Source organism: Pseudomonas sp. MM227, from assembly GCF_947090715.1.
In the GTDB taxonomy this organism is placed as follows: Bacteria; Pseudomonadota; Gammaproteobacteria; order Pseudomonadales; family Pseudomonadaceae; genus Aquipseudomonas; species Aquipseudomonas baltica.
Genome location: NZ_OX352319.1, coordinates 3,849,068 through 3,873,887, shown reverse-complemented (window position 1 = coordinate 3,873,887; position 24,820 = coordinate 3,849,068). Strand labels below are relative to the sequence as shown.

The 24,820-nt window shown below is 60.1% G+C and carries 26 protein-coding genes and 1 tRNA gene; 14 read left to right on the top strand and 13 right to left on the bottom strand.

Annotated features, from left to right (window positions below; translation table 11 throughout):
- Position 1: 1 nt before the first annotated feature.
- From ONG87_RS17600 to ONG87_RS17590, 3 genes are all read right to left on the bottom strand, one after another.
- On the bottom strand, positions 2–1,216 hold the full coding sequence (locus ONG87_RS17600) for a type II secretion system F family protein (RefSeq protein ID WP_264381753.1): 1,215 nt from the start codon (positions 1,214–1,216) through the stop codon (positions 2–4).
- A 3-nt stretch (positions 1,217–1,219) separates the two neighbouring features.
- Positions 1,220–2,920 (bottom strand): type IV-A pilus assembly ATPase PilB, encoded by a 1,701-nt coding sequence (gene pilB / locus ONG87_RS17595; protein WP_264381752.1) that lies wholly within the window; start codon positions 2,918–2,920, stop codon positions 1,220–1,222.
- Positions 2,921–3,206: 286 nt separating this feature from the next.
- The gene (locus tag ONG87_RS17590; protein WP_301335539.1) at positions 3,207–3,632 is read right to left on the bottom strand and encodes a pilin; all 426 of its coding nucleotides are present in this window, start codon (positions 3,630–3,632) and stop codon (positions 3,207–3,209) included.
- A gap of 261 nt (positions 3,633–3,893) precedes the next feature.
- Here ONG87_RS17590 and ONG87_RS17580 point away from each other — a divergent pair.
- A tRNA-Thr gene (locus ONG87_RS17580) sits at positions 3,894–3,969 on the top strand.
- Between the two features lie 75 nt (positions 3,970–4,044).
- Here ONG87_RS17580 and ONG87_RS17575 read toward each other — a convergent pair.
- Positions 4,045–4,350 (bottom strand): DUF1484 family protein, encoded by a 306-nt coding sequence (locus ONG87_RS17575; protein ID WP_192137714.1) that lies wholly within the window; start codon positions 4,348–4,350, stop codon positions 4,045–4,047.
- Positions 4,351–4,821: 471 nt separating this feature from the next.
- On the opposite strand from ONG87_RS17575, the gene ONG87_RS17570 reads away from it, so the two are divergent.
- Complete coding sequence (locus ONG87_RS17570; RefSeq protein WP_264381751.1) at positions 4,822–5,232, top strand: VOC family protein; 411 nt, start codon at positions 4,822–4,824, stop codon at positions 5,230–5,232.
- On the opposite strand, the gene ONG87_RS17565 is transcribed toward ONG87_RS17570, so the two are convergent.
- Positions 5,229–5,996: a hypothetical protein gene (locus tag ONG87_RS17565; protein ID WP_264381750.1), complete on the bottom strand. Its 768-nt coding sequence runs from the start codon at positions 5,994–5,996 to the stop codon at positions 5,229–5,231. The two genes, ONG87_RS17570 and ONG87_RS17565, sit on opposite strands and share 4 nt — an antisense overlap.
- Before the next feature lie 166 nt (positions 5,997–6,162).
- Between ONG87_RS17565 and ONG87_RS17560 the strand changes: the two genes are divergently transcribed.
- Complete coding sequence (locus ONG87_RS17560; protein WP_264381749.1) at positions 6,163–6,408, top strand: hypothetical protein; 246 nt, start codon at positions 6,163–6,165, stop codon at positions 6,406–6,408.
- Between the two features lie 55 nt (positions 6,409–6,463).
- On the opposite strand, the gene ONG87_RS17555 is transcribed toward ONG87_RS17560, so the two are convergent.
- Positions 6,464–6,643 (bottom strand): hypothetical protein, encoded by a 180-nt coding sequence (locus ONG87_RS17555; protein WP_122475279.1) that lies wholly within the window; start codon positions 6,641–6,643, stop codon positions 6,464–6,466.
- A 124-nt stretch (positions 6,644–6,767) separates the two neighbouring features.
- Between ONG87_RS17555 and ONG87_RS17550 the strand changes: the two genes are divergently transcribed.
- From ONG87_RS17550 to ONG87_RS17530, 5 genes are all read left to right on the top strand, one after another.
- Positions 6,768–6,986: a hypothetical protein gene (locus tag ONG87_RS17550; protein ID WP_192058563.1), complete on the top strand. Its 219-nt coding sequence runs from the start codon at positions 6,768–6,770 to the stop codon at positions 6,984–6,986.
- 260 nt (positions 6,987–7,246) lie between these two features.
- Entirely contained in the window at positions 7,247–7,846 is a 600-nt protein-coding gene (locus ONG87_RS17545) for a LemA family protein (RefSeq protein WP_122475276.1), read from the top strand.
- On the top strand, positions 7,843–8,610 hold the full coding sequence (locus tag ONG87_RS17540; protein ID WP_264381748.1) for a YgcG family protein: 768 nt from the start codon (positions 7,843–7,845) through the stop codon (positions 8,608–8,610). The genes ONG87_RS17545 and ONG87_RS17540 overlap by 4 nt, the downstream gene beginning before the upstream one ends.
- Positions 8,611–8,628: 18 nt before the next feature.
- The gene (locus ONG87_RS17535) at positions 8,629–9,246 is read left to right on the top strand and encodes a TPM domain-containing protein (protein ID WP_122475273.1); all 618 of its coding nucleotides are present in this window, start codon (positions 8,629–8,631) and stop codon (positions 9,244–9,246) included.
- Positions 9,247–9,336: 90 nt separating this feature from the next.
- On the top strand, positions 9,337–10,110 hold the full coding sequence (locus ONG87_RS17530; protein ID WP_122475272.1) for an EAL domain-containing protein: 774 nt from the start codon (positions 9,337–9,339) through the stop codon (positions 10,108–10,110).
- A 31-nt stretch (positions 10,111–10,141) separates the two neighbouring features.
- On the opposite strand, the gene ONG87_RS17525 is transcribed toward ONG87_RS17530, so the two are convergent.
- From ONG87_RS17525 to nadC, 5 genes are all read right to left on the bottom strand, one after another.
- Positions 10,142–10,498: a type II toxin-antitoxin system HicB family antitoxin gene (locus ONG87_RS17525; protein ID WP_122475270.1), complete on the bottom strand. Its 357-nt coding sequence runs from the start codon at positions 10,496–10,498 to the stop codon at positions 10,142–10,144.
- Entirely contained in the window at positions 10,495–10,746 is a 252-nt protein-coding gene (locus tag ONG87_RS17520) for a type II toxin-antitoxin system HicA family toxin (protein WP_264381747.1), read from the bottom strand. Before ONG87_RS17520 ends, ONG87_RS17525 begins: the two co-directional genes overlap by 4 nt.
- Before the next feature lie 221 nt (positions 10,747–10,967).
- The gene (locus ONG87_RS17515) at positions 10,968–11,552 is read right to left on the bottom strand and encodes an SMI1/KNR4 family protein (RefSeq protein ID WP_264381746.1); all 585 of its coding nucleotides are present in this window, start codon (positions 11,550–11,552) and stop codon (positions 10,968–10,970) included.
- Positions 11,553–11,746: 194 nt separating this feature from the next.
- Complete coding sequence (locus tag ONG87_RS17510) at positions 11,747–12,001, bottom strand: hypothetical protein (RefSeq protein ID WP_122475266.1); 255 nt, start codon at positions 11,999–12,001, stop codon at positions 11,747–11,749.
- A gap of 44 nt (positions 12,002–12,045) precedes the next feature.
- Entirely contained in the window at positions 12,046–12,894 is an 849-nt protein-coding gene (gene nadC / locus ONG87_RS17505) for a carboxylating nicotinate-nucleotide diphosphorylase (RefSeq protein WP_264381745.1), read from the bottom strand.
- Positions 12,895–13,170: 276 nt separating this feature from the next.
- Here nadC and ONG87_RS17500 point away from each other — a divergent pair, with 276 nt between their 5' ends.
- From ONG87_RS17500 to ampE, 3 genes are all read left to right on the top strand, one after another.
- Positions 13,171–15,393 carry a DUF1631 domain-containing protein gene (locus tag ONG87_RS17500; protein WP_122475262.1) on the top strand — a complete coding sequence of 741 codons (2,223 nt, stop codon included), beginning with the start codon at positions 13,171–13,173 and terminating at the stop codon, positions 15,391–15,393.
- 93 nt (positions 15,394–15,486) lie between these two features.
- On the top strand, positions 15,487–16,050 hold the full coding sequence (gene ampD / locus ONG87_RS17495) for a 1,6-anhydro-N-acetylmuramyl-L-alanine amidase AmpD (RefSeq protein ID WP_264381744.1): 564 nt from the start codon (positions 15,487–15,489) through the stop codon (positions 16,048–16,050).
- Positions 16,047–16,883 (top strand): regulatory signaling modulator protein AmpE, encoded by an 837-nt coding sequence (gene ampE / locus ONG87_RS17490; RefSeq protein WP_264381743.1) that lies wholly within the window; start codon positions 16,047–16,049, stop codon positions 16,881–16,883. Before ampD ends, ampE begins: the two co-directional genes overlap by 4 nt.
- Positions 16,884–16,976: 93 nt before the next feature.
- Here the strand turns inward: ampE and ONG87_RS17485 are convergent, their stop codons facing one another.
- Both ONG87_RS17485 and cra read right to left on the bottom strand, forming a co-directional pair.
- Positions 16,977–17,765 (bottom strand): TatD family hydrolase, encoded by a 789-nt coding sequence (locus ONG87_RS17485; RefSeq protein ID WP_264382879.1) that lies wholly within the window; start codon positions 17,763–17,765, stop codon positions 16,977–16,979.
- Positions 17,766–17,767: 2 nt separating this feature from the next.
- A complete protein-coding gene (gene cra, locus ONG87_RS17480) occupies positions 17,768–18,763 on the bottom strand; it encodes a catabolite repressor/activator (RefSeq protein WP_122475257.1) in 996 nt (331 codons plus the stop codon).
- A 334-nt stretch (positions 18,764–19,097) separates the two neighbouring features.
- Between cra and ptsP the strand changes: the two genes are divergently transcribed.
- Genes ptsP through ONG87_RS17465 form a run of 3 tightly spaced genes read left to right on the top strand, consistent with a single transcriptional unit; the run spans position 19,098 to position 24,654 of the window.
- Entirely contained in the window at positions 19,098–21,971 is a 2,874-nt protein-coding gene (ptsP, locus tag ONG87_RS17475) for a phosphoenolpyruvate--protein phosphotransferase (RefSeq protein WP_264381742.1), read from the top strand.
- A complete protein-coding gene (gene pfkB / locus ONG87_RS17470; RefSeq protein ID WP_122795355.1) occupies positions 21,971–22,912 on the top strand; it encodes a 1-phosphofructokinase in 942 nt (313 codons plus the stop codon). The genes ptsP and pfkB overlap by 1 nt, the downstream gene beginning before the upstream one ends.
- Before the next feature lie 11 nt (positions 22,913–22,923).
- A complete protein-coding gene (locus tag ONG87_RS17465) occupies positions 22,924–24,654 on the top strand; it encodes a PTS fructose-like transporter subunit IIB (protein WP_122715150.1) in 1,731 nt (576 codons plus the stop codon).
- Positions 24,655–24,820: the final 166 nt, after the last annotated feature.

Here is a 24,820-nt window from a genome sequence, read left to right as displayed (position 1 = left end):
GTTAGACGACGGAGCCGAGTTGGAAGATGGGGAGGTACATCGCAATAACCAGGCCACCGACCACCACGCCCAGTACCGCCATGATCATCGGCTCCATGAGGCTGGTGAGGCTGTCGACCATGTTGTCGACTTCGGCTTCGTAGATGGTTGCTACGCGGTCGAGCATGTCGTCCAGAGCGCCGGATTCTTCGCCGATGGCGGTCATTTGGATGGCAAGGGTGGGGAAGACCCCAGTGGAGCGCATGGATTGATGCATGGGCGAACCATTGGATACGTCCTGCTTAATCGAGTTAACGGCATTTCTAAATACGACGTTCCCAGTAGCGCCTGCTACTGAGTCAAGCGCCTCGACTAATGGAACGCCTGCAGCGAAAGTGGTGGAAAGTGTGCGAGCGTATCTAGCAACTGCCGATTTATAAAGGATTTGACCCACGATTGGAACTTTCAGTAAGGTCCTGTCTTTGCCGTCGCGAAACTTCTCACTTCGCTTGTTTGTGTGTTTTATAAAAAAAAACAAACCTACCATTCCGGCGAGTATTATTAACCACCAATCTTGGACTATCTTTGATAGCCCCATAACCATCAGTGTAAATGCGGGCAGCTCGGCACCAAACCCAGCAAAAACAGACTCAAATTGAGGAACTACTTTGATTAGAAGTATGGCAGAAACTATAATGGCTACGACCACTACGGCTATAGGGTAAGTCATGGCTTTCTTGATTTTAGCCTTTAGTGCTTCTGTTTTTTCTTTATATGTCGCTACGCGATCTAGAAGGGTTTCAAGTGCGCCAGCCTGCTCGCCTGCGTTAACCAAGCTGCAATACAGGTCATCAAAGTATTCGGGTTTTTTTCGGAGAGATGTTGCAAAGCTGTTACCGGCTGCAACTTCTTGTTTTATTCCCTCCACCAACGTTCGCATGTTAGGATTGTCGACACCCTCAGCGATAATATCAAACGATTGCAATAGAGGAACACCGGCGCGCATCATGGTAGCCATTTGACGTGTGAATAGTGCAATGTCTGCCGGCTTTATCCTCTTTCCCTTGCCAAATAGAGGAATCGAACGTTTGCGGATTTTCGTAGCGGTAATGCCCTGTTTGCGCAATTGAGCACGTATCAAAGGTAAGCTAGTTCCGCTCGTTTCACCTTTGGCAATTATACCTTTCCGGTCTACGCCTTCCCACGTGTATACCGAGGTCTTCGCTTTGCCTGCCATTGCTTAGTCCTTGGTTACCCGGTTGATTTCTGCGAGGCTGGTTACGCCCTGAATGACTTTTCTCAGGCCGGAAGTTCGTAAGCTATTAAAGCCATCCTTGCGCATCTGCTCATCAATCATTATCGCGTTAGCGCCTTCCATAATTAGCTGTTGTAGTGCCTTGGTATTTTTAACAACTTCATAGATGCCTTGACGTCCACGATAGCCTCCATTGCACTGGTCGCATCCTACCGGCTCATATATTTTTAGGCCGCTCACAGCATTCTCGGGAAAGCCTTCGGCTAGCAAAGCTTCTTGAGGAATGTTAGCTTCTCTTTTGCAGTGTGGGCATAGCTTTCGAGCTAGGCGCTGGGCGATTATCAGGCTGACAGATGTGGCAATGTTAAAGCTGGCTACGCCCATGTTCTGCAGGCGAGTTAGTGTCTCCGCTGCACTATTCGTATGTAGGGTAGAAAGTACCAAATGACCTGTCTGCGCTGCTTTTATAGCGATTTCAGCAGTCTCAAGATCTCGAATTTCGCCGACCATGATAACGTCCGGATCTTGGCGCAGGAATGATCGTAGTGCTTGGGCAAAATCTAAACCTTGACGATTATTTACGTTTACCTGGTTTATTCCTTCCATATTGAGTTCGACTGGATCCTCGGCAGTCGATATGTTTATATCTATGGTATTGAGTATATTCAATCCAGTGTACAGCGATACGGTTTTACCAGAACCAGTCGGCCCAGTTACTAGGATCATGCCTTGTGGTTGGCTAAGAGCCTGAAGGTAGAGCTCTTTTTGGTCGGCCTCATACCCTAAAACATCAATCCCGAGTTGTGCGCTGGACGGGTCCAATATCCGCATTACTATCTTTTCGCCCCACAGGGTAGGCAAAGTGTTAACTCGGAAATCGATCGATTTATTTTTTGAGATTCGCATTTTGATACGGCCATCTTGCGGTCTACGTCTTTCTGAGATATCGAGGTTGGCCATTACTTTTAAACGGGCAGAAATTCTACCCGCCAAGTTTATTGGGGGGCGAGCCACTTCTTTTAACATGCCATCCGTTCGAAAGCGTACACGATATATTTTTTCGTAAGGCTCAAAGTGGAGATCGGATGAGCCTCCGCGGATAGCGTCCAACAACATTTTGTTTACAAACCTGACCACTGGAGCGTCGTCCGAATCTTGACCCGCAACTGGCTCTGTCTTGTGATCATCTACGCTCTCAATATCCAGTCCATCTAGATCTATGTCTGCTAATGATTCAAGACCAGTTGCATTGGTGTCGAAATATTTCTCTATAGCAGAGGTCAGTTGCTCATCAGAAACAAGAATGGCTTCTGTGTTCAGTCCTGTGCTGAACTGTATGTCGGTGATAGATTGATGATTTGTAGGGTCAGATATTCCTATAAATAACTTGTTTCCCCTCCGCCATAAAGGTAGTACATGATGCTGTCGAATCAATTTTTCACTGACTAACCCTTTTGGCTGATGTTCAGGGTCGAAAGCAGTGACATCAATTAATGATACGCCGAACTGGTCGGACGCTATTTCTGCAATCTCACGTCCCTTGGCAAGTTTATTCTGGACTAAATAGTGTACGAAACCTATTTTCTCTTTTAAGGCACGCTGCTGTGCCTGCTGAGCAACTATCTCGGTCAAGAGCTCTGCTTGAACTAAATGTTTGGCTAATCCGGAAAGGACCACTTCGTTCATGGGAAGGCTCGCTACTTACAGTCCGAAGGTGCTGATGGAGTCCACTCTGGAATCGATCAGCTTGGCTTGCTTAAGAAAGTCATTAATCTTTTTTTGAGTTGAGGTAGCTGTTATCTGGATATTGTGCCAAGAATTAAAATGGTACACGGTTTGAACAGATAACGTATCAGGTTGGGGACGCATTCTTATGTCCATGTCTTTCTCAATTCTGATATACAGTCTGAAAAAAGCAAAGGCCGGGCCCTATTTTGTGAGGGCCCAGCCGAAAGCGACAGCAATATTCGTATTAGGTTTTTGCGTCTTGTTTGCAACTGGCAGGGCGGTATTTCGCTTCAATTGTCCCAGAGCAAACCCAGTTCAAAACACCACCGCCAGCGTCTGTTGGAACCAAGGTGATAGTTTTGCCGCTCAGTCGCGCATCGGCAGTGCTGCCTGTTGCAGTAATGGTTCCACCAGTTTGTACCACCGATGCTACATATGTAGAAACTTGTGATGGAAGAACAAGATCAGCGGTAGCTGGAAGTTTGCCGTTTACTTGGAAGTATTCCGCCACCTGAACCTTGCCAGCAGCTGCTGCGAGCATTATTTCAGATGCTTTAGCACGTGTTGTATAGTCCTGATACGCGGGCAATGCAATCGCGGCAAGAATGCCTATGATTGCAACCACAATCATCAGTTCGATCAGCGTAAAGCCTTTTTGGATAGATTTCATAGGGCACCTTCGTGAGTAATATCTACAGGCATCCGTTCCGGTGCCTCTGATTTGGTTTCAAGCAATTGCTGTGCCAGGAGCTAATTGGCTTGATCTGCGCGGTTCGTTTGTACGGGTCTTATATGAACTGACAATTTTCGTCATGACATGCCTTTTCACGGCCGCGTTCCAGTACGCAGATACAGTTTGGTCCAGCATCCAGCGGCAGGGTCCATTGCAGGCATAGAGATTTCTAGATCATAATGCTAGGGTTCATCGATAGCCGGTGTAGCTCAGTCGGTAGAGCAGCGCACTCGTAACGCGAAGGTCGTAGGTTCGATTCCTATCTCCGGCACCATCCAATCTCAGCCCAGATCCTAAGACCAGTTTCGTTAACCCTTAAACCCCCGCGCACGACCACACCTCCCTCCTGCTAAACCACACCCCCCATCCGCTCCAACGCCCCATCAAGCTTCCCTTGAATAGGCTCCATCAAGCAGTAAAGGTGGTTGCACGAAATTTTCTCGGCTTCCGCGTCGAACAACAGCTGCAGCACCACCTCCAGTGCTCCATTCACCTCGCTCAACGCACTGACGGATTCCTGCAACACGGCAATCCCATCCGCAAGCGCCGAAAGTCTTCCACTCACGTCTTCACCGGAACCATTGGGACCGTCTGCCCCGAGCCAGCACTGCAGATCCGTTTGTACACGGGTAAGTCGGTTCGAATGCGTATTCATCGTGTACCCTCGCTTGGCGATGGCAATGACGACTTCAAATTTGTCGCAGCGCTATGCCGACAAGGTCTCGGCCAGCTAATGAGGTATGAGCGGGCTACAAGCGCAAAAGTAATTTTCATGAAGCGTTCCTCTATCGAGTAGACGCCGCCACGCTCGCGACCAAACGAGTGGGTGGCAGCTGTACGAAGGTTGGTCGACCGGCGATAAAGGAATCCGGCACACCCGAGGGTGTCCTGCGCACAGCCGCCATGACACGAGGCTGCCTGCGCAAAAAAGGCGCCTGCAATCGTGATGGGGCGCTGTAGCGCCTTTATCTACTCGGGCGACCAAACCCGGTCGCTGATTTTGCAGCGACGAGGCGAATGTACGCTCGATGGGAATATAAAATCAAGGCAGGATGCTTGGCCGACATCATTGGAAATGCTGTCATCCTGTCAGTCATCCACATGTGATCAAGCCTAGGGGTAGAGCATGTTCAGCCACATCCAAATCGGCGCCCGCGACCTACAAAAAATGGTCGCCTTCTACGACCAAATTTTCCAAGCCCTGGGCCTCATCCGCATGCCGGAAGAAAACGACGGGGGCCCAGCTGGCGCCGGCTGGCAGCGGCCCGATAAACCTTGGCCCCAGGTCTACGTCCAACTCCCGTTCAACGGCCTCCCGGCCACCTGGGGCAACGGCATGCAGGTCAGCTTTGCGGCGCAGTCGCAGCAGGAGGTGCGGGACGTATGGCAGGCAGCTTTGGATAACGGCGGTATGGACGAGGGGGCGCCGGGTTTGCGGCCGCAGTATTCAGAGGACTACTACGGCGCTTATTGCCGGGACCCCGAAGGCAACAAGTTATGTTTCGTTCACGCATCGGATATGGCCAGTTCAGCTTAACTACGACGCGAGTTGGCCAGTCGCGCGACCCCGGCCGTCAGCAGCACCGCCAGCACCACGCCTGTCGCCACGGCGGGCAGTATGCCCAGTTGCACTACCATCTCCTGCAAGCTGAGGTAGAAGCCGATTACGCCGATGGCGCCAATCGCGTTGCCTCTGACAATCGCCGCGAGTTCCTGGCGTCCGCCTTGCACATGCGCAAAAACCGCCAGCGGCCAGGCGATGATCGGAATAGGCGCCAGGTAGCCGCTGACCACGGGGCCCAACCACTGCGCCCCTGCGGTGATCAGTAGCAGCAGCAGGGTAGCGGTCAACATCCGCATGGGGATGATCCAGCTGGGTAACGCAACCGGGCGCGCCGGGGGTTTGCCATCGTTCGACGTCACCCGAATCAGCACGACCACCAGGCACAGGGTAATGGCGATGGAGGCAATGGGTGATCCCAGCCGGTTCATCAGTAGCGCTGTGGCAACGTAGAACACCACTGCGGCCAGGCAGCCGAGCACCACTGAAACACGGCGGGTCACCGCAAGATAGAACAGGTAGGTCGCCTGAATTGCCGCCACGCCGGCCAATGCGCCGGGCACTGCCATTGCCACGAACCCCGGGCCTTGTTCGAGGCTGAGAAACAGCATCACCACGGCGGAGGTCACTGGAAGCCCGGACAGCAGCCCGCCAACGTGTGTACCCCAGCGTTTGGCAGCGATGGAGATGAACAGCATGAGCATCGGCGTGATGAGCAGCTTGAGGTAGAAAACAGTCATGTACGTGCGTCGTTGTTTTTAGTCCATACGTTGTACATGATTCGACGTTGGGCTTTTATTCAATCGGCACCGGGAATGGCGATTGTTTGCCTCGACCTGTATCGTTTTCGTCCTGTATGCCGACAGCCTATAAGCCCGCCCCTGACTCTGGGCAAGGATGCCAACCGTGAAATACTTCTTCATCATTCTGGCCAGCTACGCTTCGGTCTATCTGTGTGTATCGCCGTTGTTGGATGCACGCGTGCAGGACGTCATCGAAGGCCTGGAGATGCGTCGCCGGGCGGCGGATATCGAGGCCTACATCGAGCACGTGGTCCAGGCGCTGAATCGCAGCAAGCTTGAGTACGCCCTGTTCGGCGGCACGCTGATTGCGGCATTGGTCAGCGCCGGTGTGTGGTTGCTCGGCGATTAGGCGGGGCCATTGAACGAGGGGTGCAGGTCGGCAACGTCCTGCACCCCTTGCTCGGTCACTCGGGCTGCTTGTCCTGTTCGCTGAATTCCACTGCCAGGGCAGCGGCTTCCACGTCACTGGTGCGTATGTGCAACTGTCCTTCGCTGTCCTGAACCTGAAACACCGGGTCCATGTCGTGTGTCCGGTACTGCTCGGGGATGTCATTGCCTTCGAGTTTCTTGACGGAGATGGCCATGGTTTTTCCTCCCAAAGAAGCTGTGACCGGCGCCCTCGGCCAAGGTGCAGTCCGAAGCGTTGCACAGGAACTTACCTTGCCTGCAATGCCTCGAATCTCTACCTATCATCAGAGGCTTCCTACCATGACCACACGCGATGAAATCCAGCCAAAAGCCCCGACCCTCGATGCCAGCGGCAAGCCGGTGAACGTGGTTGAGCGCGACATCGAGCATGAAACGCCGGCCACCGAAGGCGTCGACAAGGTCATCACGCCTACCTCCATCAAGGAGAAAGAGCAGGACGCCGAGACCTTGCAGCGCAAGACCGCCGAGATCGAACGCAAGATCGCCGACGGTCGTTGATGTCGTGAAAAAGGAGAAAAGTGCAGCTAACCGTCCGTTCACATCCGTTTCACGCGGCATTTACATTCTTGGGCGTAATGTTGACCTTGCTCCTTCTTCAAGCCCGCTTTCCTCCCCGTCGGCGGGCTTTTCTTTGTCTGCGATTTGGCGTTTCGCCCAGCCAGGCCTGCTAACCTCACCTATTCAAGCGTCGACCCGAACCGGGCGTCGGCGCGTTGCAGTGGCCATGACCACTGCCTTCCAAGGAGCTTGACCCCACCATGACCATTTCCCTGCGCACACGGTTGTTGACCGTGCTGATGTTCACCACGCTGCTCAGTGGCTGCGGCGTCAATAACATTCCGCAATATGACGAACAGGTGAAATCGGCCTGGGCTCAGGTGGAGAACCAGTACCAGCGTCGTGCCGACCTGATCCCCAATCTGGTGGAAACGGTGAAGGGCTACGCCAAGCAGGAGCAGGACACCCTGACCCGAGTGATCGAGGCACGCGCCAAAGCCACGTCGATCCAGGTCGATGCCAACACGCTGGACGATCCGGCCAAGCTGCAGCAGTTCGATCAGGCCCAGCAGCAACTCAGCGGCGCCTTGAGCCGTTTGATGGTGACCGTCGAGCGTTATCCCGATCTGAAGTCGAACCAGAACTTCCTGGCGTTGCAGTCGCAGCTCGAAGGCACCGAGAACCGTATTGCGGTAGCGCGTCGTGACTTCATTGCCTCGGTCGAGAAGTACAACACCGAGATCCGTACCTTCCCCGGCAAGCTGTGGCAGATGACCATGTACCGTGATCAGAAAGTTCGCGAGAACTTCAAGGCCACGGCACCCAATGCCGAGCAAGCGCCGAGCGTGAAGTTCCAATGAAGCCATGGCGGTGCCTGCCGCTGTTGATGCTGCTGTGGGCTGCCACGGCCGGGGCGCTGGAGTTTCCGGCGCTCAGCGGTCGAGTGGTGGACCAGGCGGGCCTGCTCGACGGGCAGACTCGCAGCCAGCTAAGCCAGATGCTCGAGGCCCACGAGCAGGCGACCTCCGAGCAGGTCGTGGTGGTCACCGTGCCGGACCTGCAAGGCACGGACATCGCCGATTACGGCTACCAGCTCGGGCGTGCCTGGGGCATTGGCCAGAAAGGCAAGGACAATGGCGCCTTGCTGATCGTCGCCAAGGCCGAGCACAAGGTGCGCATCGAGGTCGGTTATGGCCTGGAAGGGCAACTGACCGATGCGCAGTCCTCCATCATCATCAATAACGTGATCGTGCCGTCGTTTCGCCAAGGCGATTTCGCCGGCGGCATTCGTGCGGGTGCAGCGGCCATGCTGCAGGTGCTGGGGGGCGATCCCCTGGCCGAGCCGCAGCGCAGCGATGCGCAGGACCAGGGCCGGGATCAGCAGCGTCTGCCCTGGCCGGCCTTCCTGATACTGATCATCATCGTGATAGTAATGATTCGCGGCGGTGGCGGAGGGGGGCGCGGTGGCCGAGGCGGCGGTGGTCGTTCGGTACTCACGGGTGCGGTGCTGGGCGGCCTGCTAGGCGGCGGAGGCCGTGGTGGCGGTGGCTTCGGCGGCGGCGGTGGCGGTTTTGGTGGCGGTGGCGGCGGCTTCGGCGGCGGGGGTGCATCGGGTGGCTGGTAAATCGAGCGGGTACGCAGCATGACATTACTGGACGAAAGCGCGCAGAAACGCGTGGCCACGGCGATTGCCGAGGCAGAACTGCACACCGACGCCGAGTTGGTCACGGTGCTTGCACCGCACTCGGACGACTACACCTACATTCCGTTGTTGTGGGCGGGGTTGATCGCGTTGCTGGTGCCGGGTCTGATCAACTATTACCCCGGTTGGCTGAACGCTCATCAGTTGCTGCTGGCGCAGTGGGCAACCTTCATCGTGCTGGGGCTGCTGTTTCGCATTCCGGCTCTGACCACGGCGTTGGTACCGCGCCGAGTGCGGCATTGGCGAGCGGCGAACATGGCGCGCCGGCAGTTTCTGGAGCGCAAATTGCATCACACTCAGGGCGGAACGGGAATGCTGATCTTCGTTTCGGAGGCAGAACGGTACGTGGAAATTCTGGTGGACGAGGGGATTTCCAGTCGCGTCGGGGATGACACCTGGAACGCGATCGTCGAAGCGTTCACTGCGCGGGTCAAGCGTGGTGAAACGATGGAAGGTTTCGTCGGCTGTATCCAGGCGTGTGGCGAGGTGTTGCGTGAGCACGTGCCGGTCACTCATCCTCGTAACGAGCTACCGGATCGGTTGGTCGTACTGGGCTGACCGTTCGGCCAATCAGACGGATCTAGCGAGGCTATGAGCTGTCGAAGTGGCAATGCGCTATCATTCGTTCTTTGCCCACGGAGCCTCGCTATGAGCCCGATCATTTTTCCCCAGCCGTTCAAGGCAGTGGGTTGTTCCGACTGTCGAAACCTGGATGCACTGGGTTTCGACTTCACCATGGCGTTCCAGCCGATTCTCGATGTGCGCAGTGGCAAGCCCTGGGCGTACGAGGCGCTGGTGCGCGGCATCAACGGCGAGTCCGCGTTCAGCATCCTGAGTATGGTGAACGATGGCAATCGCTACCGCTTCGACCAGGCCTGCCGGGTCAAGGCCATCGAACTGGCAACCCGGTGGGGTCTGCTCGATTTGCCCGACTGCCTGCTGAGCATCAATTTCCTGCCCAAGGCCGTCTACCGCGCCGAGACGTGCATTCGCGCGACGCTCGAGGCTGCGCGTGAATTCGGTTTTCCGCTGAATCGTCTGATGTTCGAAGTCACCGAAGGTGAGCGTGTGGATGATCCGGCGCATCTGCAGTCGATTTTCGCTGAATACGAGAAGCAGGGCTTCACTACGGCAATCGACGATTTCGGTTCGGGGTATTCGGGTTTGAACATGCTGGCGACATTCCAGCCCAACGTGCTGAAAATCGACATGGCGCTGACTCGCGCGCTGGATCAAGACGCTGTGCGGCAAGCCATCGTGGCGGGGATCGTGCTGGTGGCCGGCAAGCTGAACATCACAGTGGTGGCCGAGGGCGTCGAAACCGTGGGTGAAAGCACGGCCTTGCAATCATTAGGTATCGATCTGCAGCAAGGCTACCTGTTCGCCCGCCCCGCCATCGGCGAGTTGCCGCTCAAGCGTTGACGCTCAAGCCTTGAAGTGTCTGGCAGGCTGATCATTCGGCACGGTTTGTTGACTCGTAATGCAAATAACTGGCGAGTGCCTGTTTGGTCAGGTCATTGAGCGTAATGCTTTGCCGATTTGCCGCGATGCTGGCCGCCAGATGCAGTTCGTGGCCAATGCGCACATTGAAGGAGCCCTTGCAGGAAATCTCCGGCGTAGCCTTCAAATCCGCGCAGGTGTCCAGATAGTCATCCACTGCGGCCTGAAAAGCGGCAATCAATTGCGCAACGGTTTGCCCTTCATAGCTGATCAGCGCCCGAATGAACTGTGCTTTGCCATACAGGCAGTCGTCTTCCGGGCTTGCTTCGATCGATCCGAAGTAGCCGCGGTGTTGAAGCAGTTGGTTCATGGCAGCAAGCCTCTATTTTTCAATTGCGCGATGATCTGGCGGCGGATGTAGGGCTTGATTTCACTACCCGGATGAGGGCGATGAAGGCTGATCAACGCTGCGGGATTACCATTGTGGAACTTCACGCGGCTGCCGCTTCCCTGGACTGGCTGAAAGCCGAACCCCTGCAGCAGGCTCACCAGTTCAGGCCATGTGAACTCACTTTCCTGCGAGATCAGTTTGGCGACCAGCTTTCCATGCCTGGACATTGCCACTCCTTTTGTGCAACTGAATTTAGTTGCTGTCCGTTTTCTAGTCAATGTGTGCTGCCCAGCTATGTGTAGCGCAGGGCCGGGTTTTCGGACAAATGGAAGTGATACGAAGGGTGTGCGGGGGTACGGGAAGGCCCTGAGGCCGAGGGGTAATACGAGTTGTAACTATCCATGCAATGACCGAGCTCATTCGTGGAATGAGCTCGGTCAGGGGTGCATCAATCTTCGAGAATGAACGCGAACTTGTCGTCGATCAGCATCTTCAGGTAGTCGTCGAAGCTGTCGGCGATGACCACGTATTCGTCCGGGTCGTGGACGAAGCGGATGACCTGGCCTTTGGTGCCTTTGCCGGTCGGGTTGAAGTCGATGAACAGCGTGGACGTGCCGCCGTTGTTCATGCAGTGCGAGAAGCACAGGCGCTCGCCCAGGCTGACGTCGGCGTCGATGCGTCGATCGACCATTTCCGGGTTTTCCAGAAAGAAGTCGTCGTAGATGTCGGCGATGCTTTTGTCGTTGGCGGCGCGGTCTTCGAGGATCTGCTCGACCGAGCGCAGGTAGTACGGGTATTCGGCGATGTCCGAGCCCAGGATGAGCACCGAGACTTCACCTTGTTCGTACTTCTGCCAGTGCGTGCCGTTCACCTTGGCAAGCAGTTGCAGCAGGCTGTCCGGGCAGTCCGGGTAGACCTCTTTGAGAGCGTCCAGTTGGGTGGGCGAGGCGCCGGTGGCGAACGCGAGTTCGTCAAGGCTGGCGGCGGGCAGGGCGGCTTTGAGGCCTGAGTGGAACTGTTCGACGATGCTCAAGGCTGCTTCCTTACACGGGTTTTGTTTGAGCACCTTTGGGCGATTCGTGGCGGTGAGTCAAGGGAATTTACTGTTTAGGGGGTATGTGGGGGGACTTGGAGGGGGTTGTTGGGCTGCTGGCCTCTTCGCGGGCAGAGCCCGCTCCCACAGAGCCCGCTCCCACAGAGCTCTGCTCCCACAGAGGCCCCGGGGTATCAGCGCCAGCGAACGGTGTAGTGGGCGGGCACGTCGCTCATCTGCGGCTGGAAATGGGTGTTGGAAATCACGTGGGTCTGTACCTCGCCGGCGGCGTCATGCAATTCGATCCGGTCGCCTGCGCCGGCATTGAGCGTCACCTCGTAGATCAACGCCTTGTTGGGCTCCAGGGACGAGTCGAAGGGGCCGAAGCGGGTGCCGTCGATGCGGATGATGTAGACCTGGTAAGCGCCTTGGGTGGATGTGCTGGTCACTGCGAAAACTCCATACCTTTGCTGGTCGATATCTATGTGGGCTGTCACAGGCTCAGGCGCATGGACAGGTCTACCGCTTTTACATCCTTGGTCAGGCTGCCGATCGAGATGTAGTCCACCCCTGTTTCGGCAATGCTGACCAGGGTCGAATCGTTGATGCCGCCACTGGCTTCGAGTTTGGCCTGGCCAGCATTGATGCTCACGGCTTCGCGCATGTCGGCGAGGCTGAGCTCGTCGAGCATGACGATGTCGGCACCCGCTGCCAGGGCTTCGCGCAACTCATCCAGGCTTTCGACTTCGATTTCCACCGGCTTGCCCGGCGCGATGCGCTGCGCCGCAGCTACCGCCTGAGCCACGCCACCGCAGGCGGCGATGTGGTTTTCCTTGATCAGGAAGGCATCGTACAGGCCGATGCGGTGGTTGTGGCAGCCACCGCAGGTTACCGCGTACTTTTGCGCCAGGCGCAGGCCCGGCAAGGTCTTGCGCGTGTCCAGCAGCTTGACCTGGGTATGGCCGACACGCTCGGCGAAATACCGCGCGCGGGTGGCCACGGCCGACAGCAGTTGCAGAAAATTCAGCGCGCTGCGCTCACCGGTCAGCAGCGAGCGTGCCGGGCCTTCGAGGTGAAACAAGGGCTGGTTGGGCTGGGCCTGCTGCCCATCCACTACCTGCCAATGCACCGCCACGCGCGGGTCGAGTTGGCGAAACACGGCATCGACCCAGGCGCTGCCGGCAACGGTGCAGGCATCGCGGGTGATGATGCTGGCCTTGGCCAGGCGCTCGGCCGGGATCAGTTGCGCAGTGATATCGCCGCTGCCCACGTCTTCGAACAACGCACGGCGCACGTTGGCTTCGATTTCAGCGGTCAGATCGGCAAGACGAAGATTGGACATGACGCGCTCCATCGGCAAAGTGGCCGGATTATAGGATACTGCAGCGCTTGGAGCGAAGCCCTGTAGCCCGCGCCTTCACGCACTGTAAAAAGCTGTGCATTTGGTCGGCTGCTGTGAGCTTTCGTACATATTTACGGTCAATCTCCTACTTAGCCCCGTGTTCGCTGAACTGCTTGCCACCTTGGTAGTCAGAGATCACTGTCGGTGAGGTCAGGTAAATGACGTCACGTGGTTGACAGGGATGTCGACGCTCTATTTCTCTTGGTGGGGGTCTTGATGGCGAACGATGGGAAAGTGGTTTCACTGAACAAGGCTGCCGCCGATCACGCGAGCCAGCCTGCCAGTGTGCGCCTGCCTGTCGTCCTGTTGCAGGTGCGCGACAAAGCCGCGCTGCAGCTCAAGCAGGCCCTGCAGGTGTTGTTCGATAACGCCGACGATACCCTGTTCGAAATGGCCGACCGGGCGTTGAACAACGTCGATCAGAATACCTTCTTCGAAGCCATGCGCGATCTGCGCCTCAAGCGCAAGAGCATCGAGCGCGGTTTCCTCGAGAAATTCTACGAGAGCTTCGTGCGCGTCGGTCAGTACGACACGGTCGAGGCCAGCGCGCCGCCGCCGCTGAGCTACGACAAGCTGGCGCTGGTACCCAACGACGAGTTGGAACGCACGGTGGCACTGGATGCGATGGTGGCCAAGGTCCTCAGCCGTGACAGTTTTGCCCTGGGCCAACTGACGACCCGCTTGAATGTGCTACTGACCCGCCGCCTGGACGATTCCACCAATCCGCTCGGGCCGGTCATGCTGTGCGACTATTTTCTCCAAGCCGGGCGCAGCCTGGGTGTGGAGATCAAGGTCAAGCTGATCATCCTCAAGCTGTTCGAGAAATACGTTCTTACCGATACCGATCAGCTGTACGCCGAGGCCAATCAACTGCTCATCGCGGCCGGCATCCTGCCCGAGCTCAAGGCCGCGCCTGCGCGTCGCGCCGCCGACCGCTCCAGCGACCGCCCGCGCCCCGCTGCCACCGAGCCGGAAACACGCGCCGAGGCGCCGAGCAAGTCCGCTCAGCGTGACGAGAATGTGCAGGAAGCGTTTGGCGCCCTGCAGGACTTGCTGCACGACCTGCGCGGCAGCATGGCGCCGAAGATGGAGCCACCGAGCGAGGCCATGCCGATCTCGACCAGCGATCTGCTGCGCCTGCTGTCCCACTTGCAGCAGTACGTACCCCAGCAGCCGCCGCAGAACGACTACGACCTGCGCCAGCAGCTGGAACAACTGCTTACCCGCGTCAGCGTCAAGAGCGGCAAGTTTCGGGTAGTGGGGGTGATGGACGAAGACGTCATCAACCTGATTGCCATGCTGTTCGAATTCATCCTCGACGATCGCAACCTGCCCGACTCGCTGAAGGCCCTGATCGCACGTCTGCAGATTCCCATGCTCAAGGTCGCGGTACTGGACAAAAGCTTTTTCAGCCGGGGTGCGCACCCGGCGCGGCGGCTGCTCAACGAAATCGCCTCGGCGGCGATGGGCTGGGGCAGCCGCGACGATTATCAGCGCGATGCGCTGTACCTGCGCATCGACCAGATCGTCCAGCGCCTGCTCAACGATTTCGTCGACGACACCTCGTTGTTTTCCGAGCTGCTGGTCGACTTCCTTGCGTTCAGCAATGACGAGCGTCGTCGCAGCGAGTTGCTCGAACAGCGTACCCGCGATGCCGAAGAGGGCCGCGCCCGTGCGGATCTGGCGCGGCATCTGGTCGAGAAAGAACTCAACAGCCGTCTGCTGGGGCGCAAGCTGCCGCAGGTGGTGGTCAATGTGCTGCAGGACGCCTGGAGCCGCGTATTGCTGCTGGTGTGCCTGAAACACGGGGCCAATTCGTCCGAGTGGCAGGCGGCCCTGTCTACGGTTGACGACTTGATCTGGAGCGTCGAGCCCCACGACGACCCGGAAATGCGCATGCGTCTGCTGGAGCTGGTGCCGGGCTTGCTCAAGTCCCTTCGCGATGGTCTTACCAGCACCGCGTTCGATCCGTTCGCCACCAGTGAATTCTTCAGTCAGCTGGAGGTGCTGCATGTGCAGGCGTTCCAACGTGATCTGGCGAATGTCGAGGGGGTGATGCCTGGTGAGGAATCGCTGGTGCAGGTGGTCGAAGAGATCGTGCTGGCGTCCCCGGGCGAAGCTGCCGACAGCGAGGCCCAAGTACGCCTGGCCGACGATGATCCAGGCCTGCTGCAGGTCGACAAGCTGCGTGTCGGCAGCTGGGTGGAATTGCAGGAGAACGATGAGTTCAAGCTGCGCTGCAAGCTGACCGCGATCATCGAGACCTCGGGCAAATACGTGTTCGTCAACCGCACCGGCATGAAGGTGCTGGAGAAGACCCGCATGGGCCTGGCGATCGAGTTCCGCCGCGGCACCGTGCGGGTGCTCGACGACACCTTGTTGTTCGATCGAGCCCTGGATTCGGTGGTCACCAACCTGCGCAAGCTCAAGGCACACTGATGAGCCCGGCCACGCGCAGGCTGCCTTCCTGCGCGTGAGGGTTCATACTGGAGCGCCTTGATTGTCGGCAGGACTCCAGATGCGGTTGACCTCATGCGCTTGAACGGCCCTACGGGATGGTGCGACGGCGTTCGCCATTGCCCCTCGCCCAATTTCAACGAGCGTCCCGACGGCGAAGTCTCGCTGTTGGTCATCCATAACATCAGCTTGCCGCCGGCGCAGTTTGCCACGGGCAAGGTGCACGAGTTTTTCCAGAACCGTCTGGATTGCAGCGAGCATCCCTATTTCGAGGGGATTTCCCATCTGCGCGTGTCCGCGCATTTTCTCATCGAGCGTGACGGTGCGGTGACGCAATTCGTCTCCTGTCTGGATCGCGCCTGGCACGCCGGGGTGTCGTTGTTCCATGGCCGCGAAAACTGTAATGATTTTTCTGTAGGCATCGAACTGGAAGGCACTGATGATCAAGCCTTCGCCGATGCCCAGTACGCAGCGCTCGTGACCTTGACTCGGCTGTTGCTCGAGCGCTTTGCGGCGCTGAGCGTGGAGCGCATCTGCGGCCATAGTGACATTGCCCCAGGCCGCAAGACCGATCCCGGCCCCTGTTTCGACTGGGTACGTTACCGTGCCGCATTGCTGAATGAAGAGGATGCACGATGATTTTTCTGGTGCTGCTGCTGGTCCTGCTGGCCGAGAAGTTTTCCGGGCTGCGCCAGCGCGTGCAACGTGACGGTTTTTTCCTGGGTGAACTGCATCGGCTCGAAGCCCGGCCGGGGCTGGCGCGCGAGCCGTGGCTGGTGCTTGGCATCGGCGTGGCGCTGCCGGCGCTGCTGCTGGCGTTCGTGCTGTATGCGCTGCAGCCGGTGGCGTATGGCTTGCTGGCGCTGCCGGTGCATTTGCTGGTGCTGATCTACAGCCTGGGTCGAGGTGACATCACGGTTGGCCTGGGGCCGTTTCGCGATGCCTGGCGCCGTGAAGACACCCAGGCGGCGGTGCATGTGGCCGAACGCGACATGGGCGTCCTCGCCGACAACGGCGGCAGCCTGCTGCAAAGGGTGCAGGGGCACCTGTTGTGGGAAGCCTATCAAAGCTTTTTCGCGGTGATTTTCTGGTACGCCGCCTTGGGCCCGGTGGCGGCGCTGGTCTATCGGCTGGTGGCCCTGGTGGCCGAGCAGTCTCGGCATCCGGCGATAGCCCTGCGGGCGCAGCGGCTGCGTCATGCTCTGGACTGGCTGCCGGTACGTTTGCTTGCGGCCAGCTTTGCGCTGGTGGGCAACTTCGTGGCGGTCAGCCGGGTGATGCTGCACGAGGTGCTCAGCTGGGAAATTACCGCTGCGGCGCTGATCGATCGCGTCGGGCGAGTGGCCGGTGATGTTCCGGCGCCAGTGGTAGGGCAGGTAGGAGTGGAAACGTTGGACAGCCTGTGGCAGATGGTCGTGCGCGCAGGGGTGTTGTGGTATGCGGTTTTGGCGGTGTGTTCGGTGTTGGCGTGATGTTGCAGGGTTGATGGTGTTCGCCGAAGCGGGACGGCGGGTTGGAAGGCGTGCCGCAATGTCCTGTAGCAGCGGCGCGAGCCGCGTCCAGGTTCACTGCGCATCCGCCCAACCAAACACTGCATTGGCGTTCCGGGTGCTGGCCGCTGCCAGGGTGGCGGCATCGGTGCCCATGAGGCGCGCCAATGCCTCGGCGATGTCCGGCAGATGCTCCGGGCTGTTGCGTACACCCGGATACATCGCAGGCGCCATGTCCGGCGAATCGGTTTCCAGAACGATGGTCTCCAGCGGCAAACGCGGCAGTACCTTGTGCATGCGCAGCGCCTGCGGCCAGGTCGGCGCGCCACCCAGGCCCAGCTTGAAGCCCAGCTTCAAATACTCCCGTGCCTCTTCCCAACTGCCGGCGAATGCATGAATGACCCCTGCGCGGGGCAGTTTGAAGCGCTTCAAGGTCGCGATCACTGCCGCATGGCTGTGCCGCACGTGCAGCAACACCGGTAGCTCGAACGCCAAGGCCAGGTCCAACTGCGCTTCGAACAACGCCTGCTGCCGATCGCGATCCAGGTCCTTGAGGTAGTAATCCAGGCCGAACTCGCCGATTGCACACAGCTTCGGGTGTCCGTGCAAACGCTCAAGCCACGCGCGCAAGGCAGTCACATGCTCGGGCCGGTGCTCTTCGAGAAACACGGGGTGCAGGCCCAAGGCCGCATACACCCGCTCGTCCGCCACCGCCAGGTCCCACACCCGCTGCCAGTTGGCTTGATGCACACCCAGCACCACCACCCGCTCCACACCACGCGCTGCGGCGGTATCCAGCACACGCGCGCGATCGGCATCGAAGTCGGGAAAATCCAGGTGAGTATGGGTGTCGATCAAGCGCACCATCAGGCCTCGTGAATCCTCTGTTTGAAGGTCCGGGCCAAGGCATTCACGCCGGGCTCGTAGTGCTTTTGTTCCACAGCGGCCAGTGCCAGTTCCAGCGCCTTGCTGGCGATCATGTTGTGCTGTTGGGCCATGGCGTTGACCGGCAGCGGCAGGAAGTCCAGCAACTGGGTGTCGCCGAACGTGCCCAGGTGCATTGCCTGGGAATCCAGCGGCCGCTCCTGCAGCACATCGAACACGCCCTGCAGCAGCACGTAGGAGGTGGTCACCAGCGCGTCGGGAAGGTGGCCGAGCTTGTCGAGCAAGGCTTGCATGGAATGCTGGCCACCTTCGCGACTGAAGTACTCGCTGTGCTCGACCAGCACCGTGCCATCGAAATCGGCCAGCGCAGTATTGAAGCCCTCGGTTCGCGCCTGGCTGATGCTCAGTTCCGGCCGTGCGCCGATCAAGGCGATGTGTCGAGGCTTGGGCAGCAGCAGGCTCTGGGTCAATTGCAGGCTGGCGTTGCGGTCATCGCTGATCACCGAGCAGAACTGCGCCGGGTCCATCATCCGGTCGATGGCGATCACGGGTGTGCCCTTGGCCTGCAATTCACGGTAGCTGTCGTCGCTGGCCGGCAGGCAACTGGCAACGAACAGCGCGTCGCAACGTCGGGCACGAAACAGCTGCAGCAGTTGCAGCTCGCTGGCCGCATCGTCGTCGGAGCTGGCGATCAGCAGCTGGTAACCATGGGCGCGGGCACCTTGTTCGAGCAGCTTGGCGATGCGCGCGTAGCTGGGGTTTTCCAGGTCCGGCAGGATGAAGCCCAGGGTACGCGTGTGCCGACTGCGCAACCCGGCTGCCTGGGGGTTGGGGGTGAAGCCCTGTTCCTGGACGATGGCCTCGACGCGCGCCACCGTCGCCTTGCTGATGCGCTGTTGAGCGGCCTTGCCATTGATGACGTAACTGGCAGTGGTGACCGAGACGCCAGCCAGGCGAGCAATATCGCTGAGTTTCAACCGTTGATTCCTTAGTGTCGTCGCGCCCATGCCGAGGCATTGAAGCGCGCTCATTCATCGTTTGTCGGGTGGCGCCAGGCTAAGTTCAGGCAACGTAACCGACAGGTTGGACTTCAATCATCGAAGATTATCGAGTAACGTGCGCTGCATTCTAGATTAAACGTTTCAGCCTGCGTGTTTCCTGCCGTAAAACATCTCTTGTCGAGGTCTCAACCTTACCCTCGGCAACGCAGGCCGGACCTATCGGAAGTACAGAGCGCGCACCTCGATGCTCTATGCTCACACTTCACAACAATACCTCAGCGCGCTGCCGCCGCTGTAAAGGAGAGAGGCAATGCTGGAGCTCACTATAGAGCAGATATCCATGGGCCAGAGCGCCGTGGATAAACCCGCCGCCCTGCAATTGCTCGCCGACAAACTGGTTGCCGATGGCCTGGTGGCCGAAGGTTACCTGGCCGGCCTGCAAGCGCGTGAAGCTCAAGGCTCGACCTTTCTGGGCCAAGGCATCGCCATTCCCCACGGCACGCCCGATACCCGTGACCTGGTGTTCACCACCGGCGTGCGCCTGCTGCAATTTCCCGAAGGCGTGGATTGGGGTGACGGCCAGAAGGTCTACCTGGCCATCGGCATCGCCGCCAAGTCCGACGAACACCTGCGCCTGCTGCAACTGCTGACCCGCGCGCTGGGTGAAACCGACCTGGGTGAAGCGCTGCGCCAGGCCACCGATGCACCCGCGTTGCTGAAGCTGCTGCAAGGGGCGCCGCAGGAATTGGCGCTGGATGCGCAGATGATCGGCTTGAGCGTGATGGCCGAAGACTTCGAGGAACTGGTCTGGCGTGGTGCGCGTCTGCTGCGTCAGGCCGACTGCGTGAGCAATGGTTTTGCCGCGCTGCTTCAGCAGGTCGAAGCCTTGCCGCTGGGCGATGGCTTGTGGTGGCTGCACAGCGAGCAGACCGTGAAGCGTCCGGGCCTGGCCTTCGTCACCCCCGACAAACCCCTGCGCTACCTGGGCCAGCCGCTGACTGGGCTGTTCTGCCTGGCCAGCCTGGGCGAAGCTCACCAGGCCTTGCTCGAACGCCTGTGCGCGTTGCTCATCGAAGGCCGCGGCAACGAATTGGGTGCTGCCACCAGCACCCGCGCCGTGCTCGAAGCGCTGGGCGGCGAGCTGCCTGCCGATTGGCCCAGCGCACGCATTGTGCTGGCCAACGCACATGGCCTGCACGCGCGGCCGGCGAAGATTCTGGCGCAGCTGGCCAAGAGCTTCGAAGGCGAGATTCGCTTGCGGGTGGTCGAGTCCGGCGGTCTCGCGGTGTCTGCCAAGAGCCTGAGCAAGTTGCTCAGCCTGGGTGCGCAGCGCGGTCAGACCCTGGAACTGGTCGCCGAGCCGACCATTGCCGGCGACGCCTTGCCGGCGTTGCTGACGGCCATCGAGGAGGGCCTGGGCGAGGAAGTGGAACCGCTGCCAACCGTCACCGAGGCTGCGCCTGCGCCGCCCGCTGTGACCAAGGCGGCCAAGATCAAGCCACAGGCGCCAGGCGCGGGCGCGCAGGTCCAGGGTGTCGCCGCGGCCCCTGGGATCGCCATGGGCCCGGCGCACATCCAGGTGCTGCACGATTTCGAATTTCCCCAGCGTGGCGAGTCCGTGGCGCTGGAACGTGAACGCTTGCAGGCCGCCCTCGGCCAGGTCCGGCAGGACATCGACGGGTTGATCCAGCGCGCCCAGGCACAAGCCATCCGCGAGATTTTCGTCACTCACCAGGAAATGCTCGACGACCCGGCCCTGACCGATGAAGTGGCTGCACGCCTGCAGCAGGGCGAAAGCGCTGCCGCGGCCTGGAACACGGTGATCGAAGCGGCCGCGGTGCAGCAGGAATCGCTGCAGGATGCCCTGCTGGCCGAGCGCGCAGCCGATCTGCGCGACATCGGCCGTCGCGTGCTGGCGCAGCTGTGCGGCGTGCCTACCCTGGAAGAACCCAAGCAGGCCTATATTCTGGTGATGGACGAGGTCGGCCCATCCGACGTCGCCCGTCTGGACCCGGCGCGCGTGGCCGGGATTCTGACCGCCCGCGGTGGCGCCACTGCGCACAGCGCCATCGTTGCGCGTGCCCTCGGCATTCCTGCCGTGGTGGGCGCAGGCGAGGCGGTGTTGCAGATTGCCGCCGGCACCGCATTGTTGATCGACGGCCAGCGCGGCCTGCTGACCGTGGCCCCGGCGCCCGAGGTGCTGGAACAGGCGCTGGCCGACCGTGACCGTCGCGAGCAGCGCCTGCAGGCGGCAGCCGAGCGACGCATGGAAAGCGCCGTGACCCTGGACGGGCACGCGGTGGAAGTGTTCGCCAACATCGGCGAAAGCGCCGGTGTCGCCAAGGCCGTGGAGCAGGGCGCCGAAGGCGTTGGCTTGCTGCGCACCGAGCTGATTTTCATGGCCCATTCGCAAGCCCCGGACGAGGCGGTGCAGGAAGCCGAGTACCGCCGCGTGCTCGATGGCCTGCAAGGTCGGCCGTTGGTGGTGCGCACGCTCGATGTGGGCGGCGACAAGCCCTTGCCGTACTGGCCGATCGACAAGGAAGAGAACCCGTTTCTGGGGGTGCGCGGCATTCGCCTGACCCTGCAGCGTCCCGACGTGATGGAAGGCCAGCTGCGCGCACTGCTGCGCGCTGCCGACAACCGTCCGTTGCGGATCATGTTTCCCATGGTCGGCAGCCTCGAAGAGTGGCGCCAGGCCAAGGACATGACCGAGCGCGTGCGCCGCGAGATCCCGGTCAAGGACCTGCAGCTGGGCATCATGATCGAGGTGCCGTCGGCGGCATTGCTGGCACCGGTGTTGGCCCGCGAGGTCGACTTCTTCAGCATCGGCACCAACGACCTGACCCAGTACACGCTGGCCATCGACCGCGGTCACCCGACCCTCTCGGCCCAGGCCGATGGCCTGCACCCCGCGGTGCTGCAACTGATCGACATTACCGTGCGTGCGGCGCACGACTACGGCAAGTGGGTCGGCGTGTGCGGCGAACTGGCGGCCGATCCGCTGGCGGTGCCGTTGCTGGTCGGCCTGGGTGTGGATGAATTGAGTGTCTCGGCGCGCAGCATCGCCGAGGTCAAGGCGGGGGTGCGCGAGCTGACGCTCAGCCACGCGCAACAATTGGCCCGGCATGCGCTCGGGCTAGGCACCGCTGCGCAGGTACGTGCCCTGGTGGAGAAATCTTGATGGCACGCATCCTGACCCTGACGCTCAATCCGGCGTTGGACCTGACCGTGGAAATCGACGGACTGGAACTGGGCGAAGTCAATCGCAGCACTGCCTTGCACCGGCACGCCGCCGGCAAGGGCCTCAACGTTGCCCAGGTGTTGGCCGACCTCGGCCATCAAGTGACGGTGAGCGGCTTTCTGGGCGAGGCCAACCCGCAACCGTTCGAGGCCTTGTTCGCTCAACGCGGTTTCACCGATGCGTTCATTCGTGTGCCGGGCGAGACGCGCAGCAACATCAAGCTGGCCGAACGCAGTGGCCGGGTCACCGACCTCAATGGTCCAGGGCCGGTGGTCGACGACCAAGCCCAGGCCGCTCTGCTGGCTCGCCTGCACGATATTGCAGCGGGCCACGACGCCGTCGTAGTGGCCGGCAGCCTGCCGCGTGGGGTGAGCCCTGAATGGTTTCAGGCGCTGCTCGAACAGCTTGCGCACATGGGCTTGAAGGTGGCACTCGATACCAGCGGGGCTGCCTTGCGCGCGGGCTTGAAGACGCGTCCATGGCTGATCAAGCCCAATACCCACGAGCTTACCGAGGTGCTTGGGAGTTCCGTGGAAACGCCGGCCGAGCAGGCGGCTGCGGCGCAGCGCCTGTTGGCTGACGGCGTCGCCAATGTGGTGATCTCGCAGGGCGAACGCGGCGTCAATTGGTTCGCCGCCGGCCTGGCATTGCAGGCCTTGCCACCCACCGTCGAGGTCGCCAGCACCGTAGGTGCCGGAGACTCGCTGCTGGCCGGGCTGGTGCACGGTTTGCTCAGCGAGCAGGCGCCGGAACACAGCCTGCGCACGGCCACGGCGATCGCCGCCATGGCGGTGACGCAGATCGGCTTCGGAATCAGTGATGCCGCGCACCTGGCGCGGCTTGAAAGCGGCGTCAGCGTACGTCCGCTGACAGAACAATAAGAGGGTTGAAGATGAAACTAGCTATTGTCACCGCGTGCCCCAGCGGGCGGGTGTCCAGCGTCTTGAGCGCACGTCTGCTCGACGCTGCGGCCCGTCGCCAGGGCTGGACCACCTTCGTTGAAGTGTTCGACCCGCAACACCCGGAACTGCGTCTGAGCGCAGCCGATATCGAGAACGCGGATTGGGTGCTGGTGGTCAACACCGGCGCCATGGACCTGAGCCGCTTCGTCGGCAAGCGTCTGTTCCAGAGCAGCCCGGCCCACGCCCTGCAGGACGTCGACGGCTTCCTGCGCCAAGCCGCCGATCAGGCCAAGCCCTATGCCGCGGCACCGGCAGCCGCCGCGGCCGCGTCGCGCGCGCCACGGCTGGTAGCGGTCACCGCTTGCCCGACCGGGGTGGCGCACACGTTCATGGCGGCCGAGGCCTTGCAGCAAGGCGCCAAGCAGTTGGGTTATGAACTGCAGGTGGAAACCCAGGGTTCGGTGGGTGCGCGCAATCCGTTGAGCGTGCAGGCCATCGACGAAGCCGACGTGGTGCTGCTGGCCGCCGACATCGAAGTGGCTACCGAGCGTTTTGCCGGCAAGAAGATCTATCGCTGCGGCACCGGCATCGCCTTGAAACAGGCCCAGGCCACGCTGAACAAGGCCTTGGCCGAAGGTGAAGTGGAGTCCACCGGCAGCGCTGCCGGTGCGCCCAAGAAGCAGGAAAAGACTGGCGTCTACAAGCACCTGTTGACCGGTGTGTCGTTCATGCTGCCGATGGTGGTGGCGGGCGGTTTGCTGATCGCGCTGTCGTTCGTGTTCGGTATCGAGGCGTTCAAGGAGCCGGGCACCTTGCCAGCGGCGTTGATGCAGATCGGTGGCGAGGCGGCATTCAAGCTGATGGTGCCGTTGCTGGCGGGCTACATCGCTTACTCCATCGCTGACCGTCCGGGACTTGCGCCGGGCATGATCGGTGGTTTGCTGGCGAGCACCCTGGGTGCGGGCTTCATTGGCGGTATCGCGGCCGGTTTCATTGCCGGTTACGCCGCCAAGGCGATCAACCGCTATGCGCGCCTGCCGGCGAGCCTGGAAGCGCTCAAGCCGATCCTGATCATTCCGCTGCTGGCCAGCCTGTTCACCGGCCTGGTGATGATCTACGTAGTGGGCAAACCAGTGGCCGGCATGCTCGCTGGGCTGACCACCTTCCTCGACAGCATGGGCACCACCAATGCCTTGCTGCTGGGTGTGCTGCTGGGGGCGATGATGTGCGTCGACCTGGGCGGACCGATCAACAAGGCGGCGTACGCGTTTTCGGTAGGGCTGCTGGCCTCGCAGAGCTACGCACCGATGGCCGCGACCATGGCTGCCGGCATGGTGCCGCCGATTGGCTTGGGCCTGGCCACGTTCCTGGCCCGGCGCAAGTTTGCCCAGACCGAGCGTGAGGCCGGCAAAGCGGCATTGGTGCTGGGGCTGTGCTTCATTTCCGAAGGCGCCATACCGTTCGCTGCCAAGGATCCGCTGCGGGTGATCCCGGCGAGCCTGGTCGGTGGCGCGTTGACCGGCGCATTGTCGATGTACTTCGGCTGCAAGCTGATGGCGCCGCACGGTGGGCTGTTCGTGTTGCTGATTCCCAACGCGATCAACCATGCCTTGCTGTATCTACTGGCCATCGTTGCCGGTGCCTTGCTGACGGCGGTGGTGTATGCCGTAATCAAGAAGCCGGAAGTCCAGGAAATTGCCGTAGAACCGGTCAAGGCCTGATCCCGTAGCAGCGGCGCAAGCCGCGTCCGGCCTCACTGTGGTGAACCAGATACACCGCATGCACCGCCGACGCGGCTCGCGCCGCTGCTACAGGGGGCGCGTGCGGTTTCATCGCGGTGAGGTTGATACACCGCATGTACCGCCGACGCGGCTTGCGCCGCTGCTA

Excerpts from the sequence above, each read along its gene's own strand:
- ONG87_RS17600 (WP_264381753.1), bottom strand. The coding sequence starts at position 1,216 with ATGGCAGGCAAAGCGAAGACCTCGGTATACACGTGGGAAGGCGTAGAC.
- pilB (WP_264381752.1), bottom strand. The coding sequence starts at position 2,920 with ATGAACGAAGTGGTCCTTTCCGGATTAGCCAAACATTTAGTTCAAGCA.
- ONG87_RS17590 (WP_301335539.1), bottom strand. The coding sequence starts at position 3,632 with ATGAAATCTATCCAAAAAGGCTTTACGCTGATCGAACTGATGATTGTG.
- ONG87_RS17575 (WP_192137714.1), bottom strand. The coding sequence starts at position 4,350 with ATGAATACGCATTCGAACCGACTTACCCGTGTACAAACGGATCTGCAG.
- ONG87_RS17570 (WP_264381751.1), top strand. The coding sequence starts at position 4,822 with ATGTTCAGCCACATCCAAATCGGCGCCCGCGACCTACAAAAAATGGTC.
- ONG87_RS17565 (WP_264381750.1), bottom strand. The coding sequence starts at position 5,996 with ATGACTGTTTTCTACCTCAAGCTGCTCATCACGCCGATGCTCATGCTG.
- ONG87_RS17555 (WP_122475279.1), bottom strand. The coding sequence starts at position 6,643 with ATGGCCATCTCCGTCAAGAAACTCGAAGGCAATGACATCCCCGAGCAG.
- ONG87_RS17550 (WP_192058563.1), top strand. The coding sequence starts at position 6,768 with ATGACCACACGCGATGAAATCCAGCCAAAAGCCCCGACCCTCGATGCC.
- ONG87_RS17545 (WP_122475276.1), top strand. The coding sequence starts at position 7,247 with ATGACCATTTCCCTGCGCACACGGTTGTTGACCGTGCTGATGTTCACC.
- ONG87_RS17540 (WP_264381748.1), top strand. The coding sequence starts at position 7,843 with ATGAAGCCATGGCGGTGCCTGCCGCTGTTGATGCTGCTGTGGGCTGCC.
- ONG87_RS17535 (WP_122475273.1), top strand. The coding sequence starts at position 8,629 with ATGACATTACTGGACGAAAGCGCGCAGAAACGCGTGGCCACGGCGATT.
- ONG87_RS17530 (WP_122475272.1), top strand. The coding sequence starts at position 9,337 with ATGAGCCCGATCATTTTTCCCCAGCCGTTCAAGGCAGTGGGTTGTTCC.
- ONG87_RS17525 (WP_122475270.1), bottom strand. The coding sequence starts at position 10,498 with ATGAACCAACTGCTTCAACACCGCGGCTACTTCGGATCGATCGAAGCA.
- ONG87_RS17520 (WP_264381747.1), bottom strand. The coding sequence starts at position 10,746 with ATGTCCAGGCATGGAAAGCTGGTCGCCAAACTGATCTCGCAGGAAAGT.
- nadC (WP_264381745.1), bottom strand. The coding sequence starts at position 12,894 with ATGTCCAATCTTCGTCTTGCCGATCTGACCGCTGAAATCGAAGCCAAC.
- ONG87_RS17500 (WP_122475262.1), top strand. The coding sequence starts at position 13,171 with ATGGCGAACGATGGGAAAGTGGTTTCACTGAACAAGGCTGCCGCCGAT.
- ampD (WP_264381744.1), top strand. The coding sequence starts at position 15,487 with ATGCGCTTGAACGGCCCTACGGGATGGTGCGACGGCGTTCGCCATTGC.
- ampE (WP_264381743.1), top strand. The coding sequence starts at position 16,047 with ATGATTTTTCTGGTGCTGCTGCTGGTCCTGCTGGCCGAGAAGTTTTCC.
- ptsP (WP_264381742.1), top strand. The coding sequence starts at position 19,098 with ATGCTGGAGCTCACTATAGAGCAGATATCCATGGGCCAGAGCGCCGTG.
- pfkB (WP_122795355.1), top strand. The coding sequence starts at position 21,971 with ATGGCACGCATCCTGACCCTGACGCTCAATCCGGCGTTGGACCTGACC.
- ONG87_RS17465 (WP_122715150.1), top strand. The coding sequence starts at position 22,924 with ATGAAACTAGCTATTGTCACCGCGTGCCCCAGCGGGCGGGTGTCCAGC.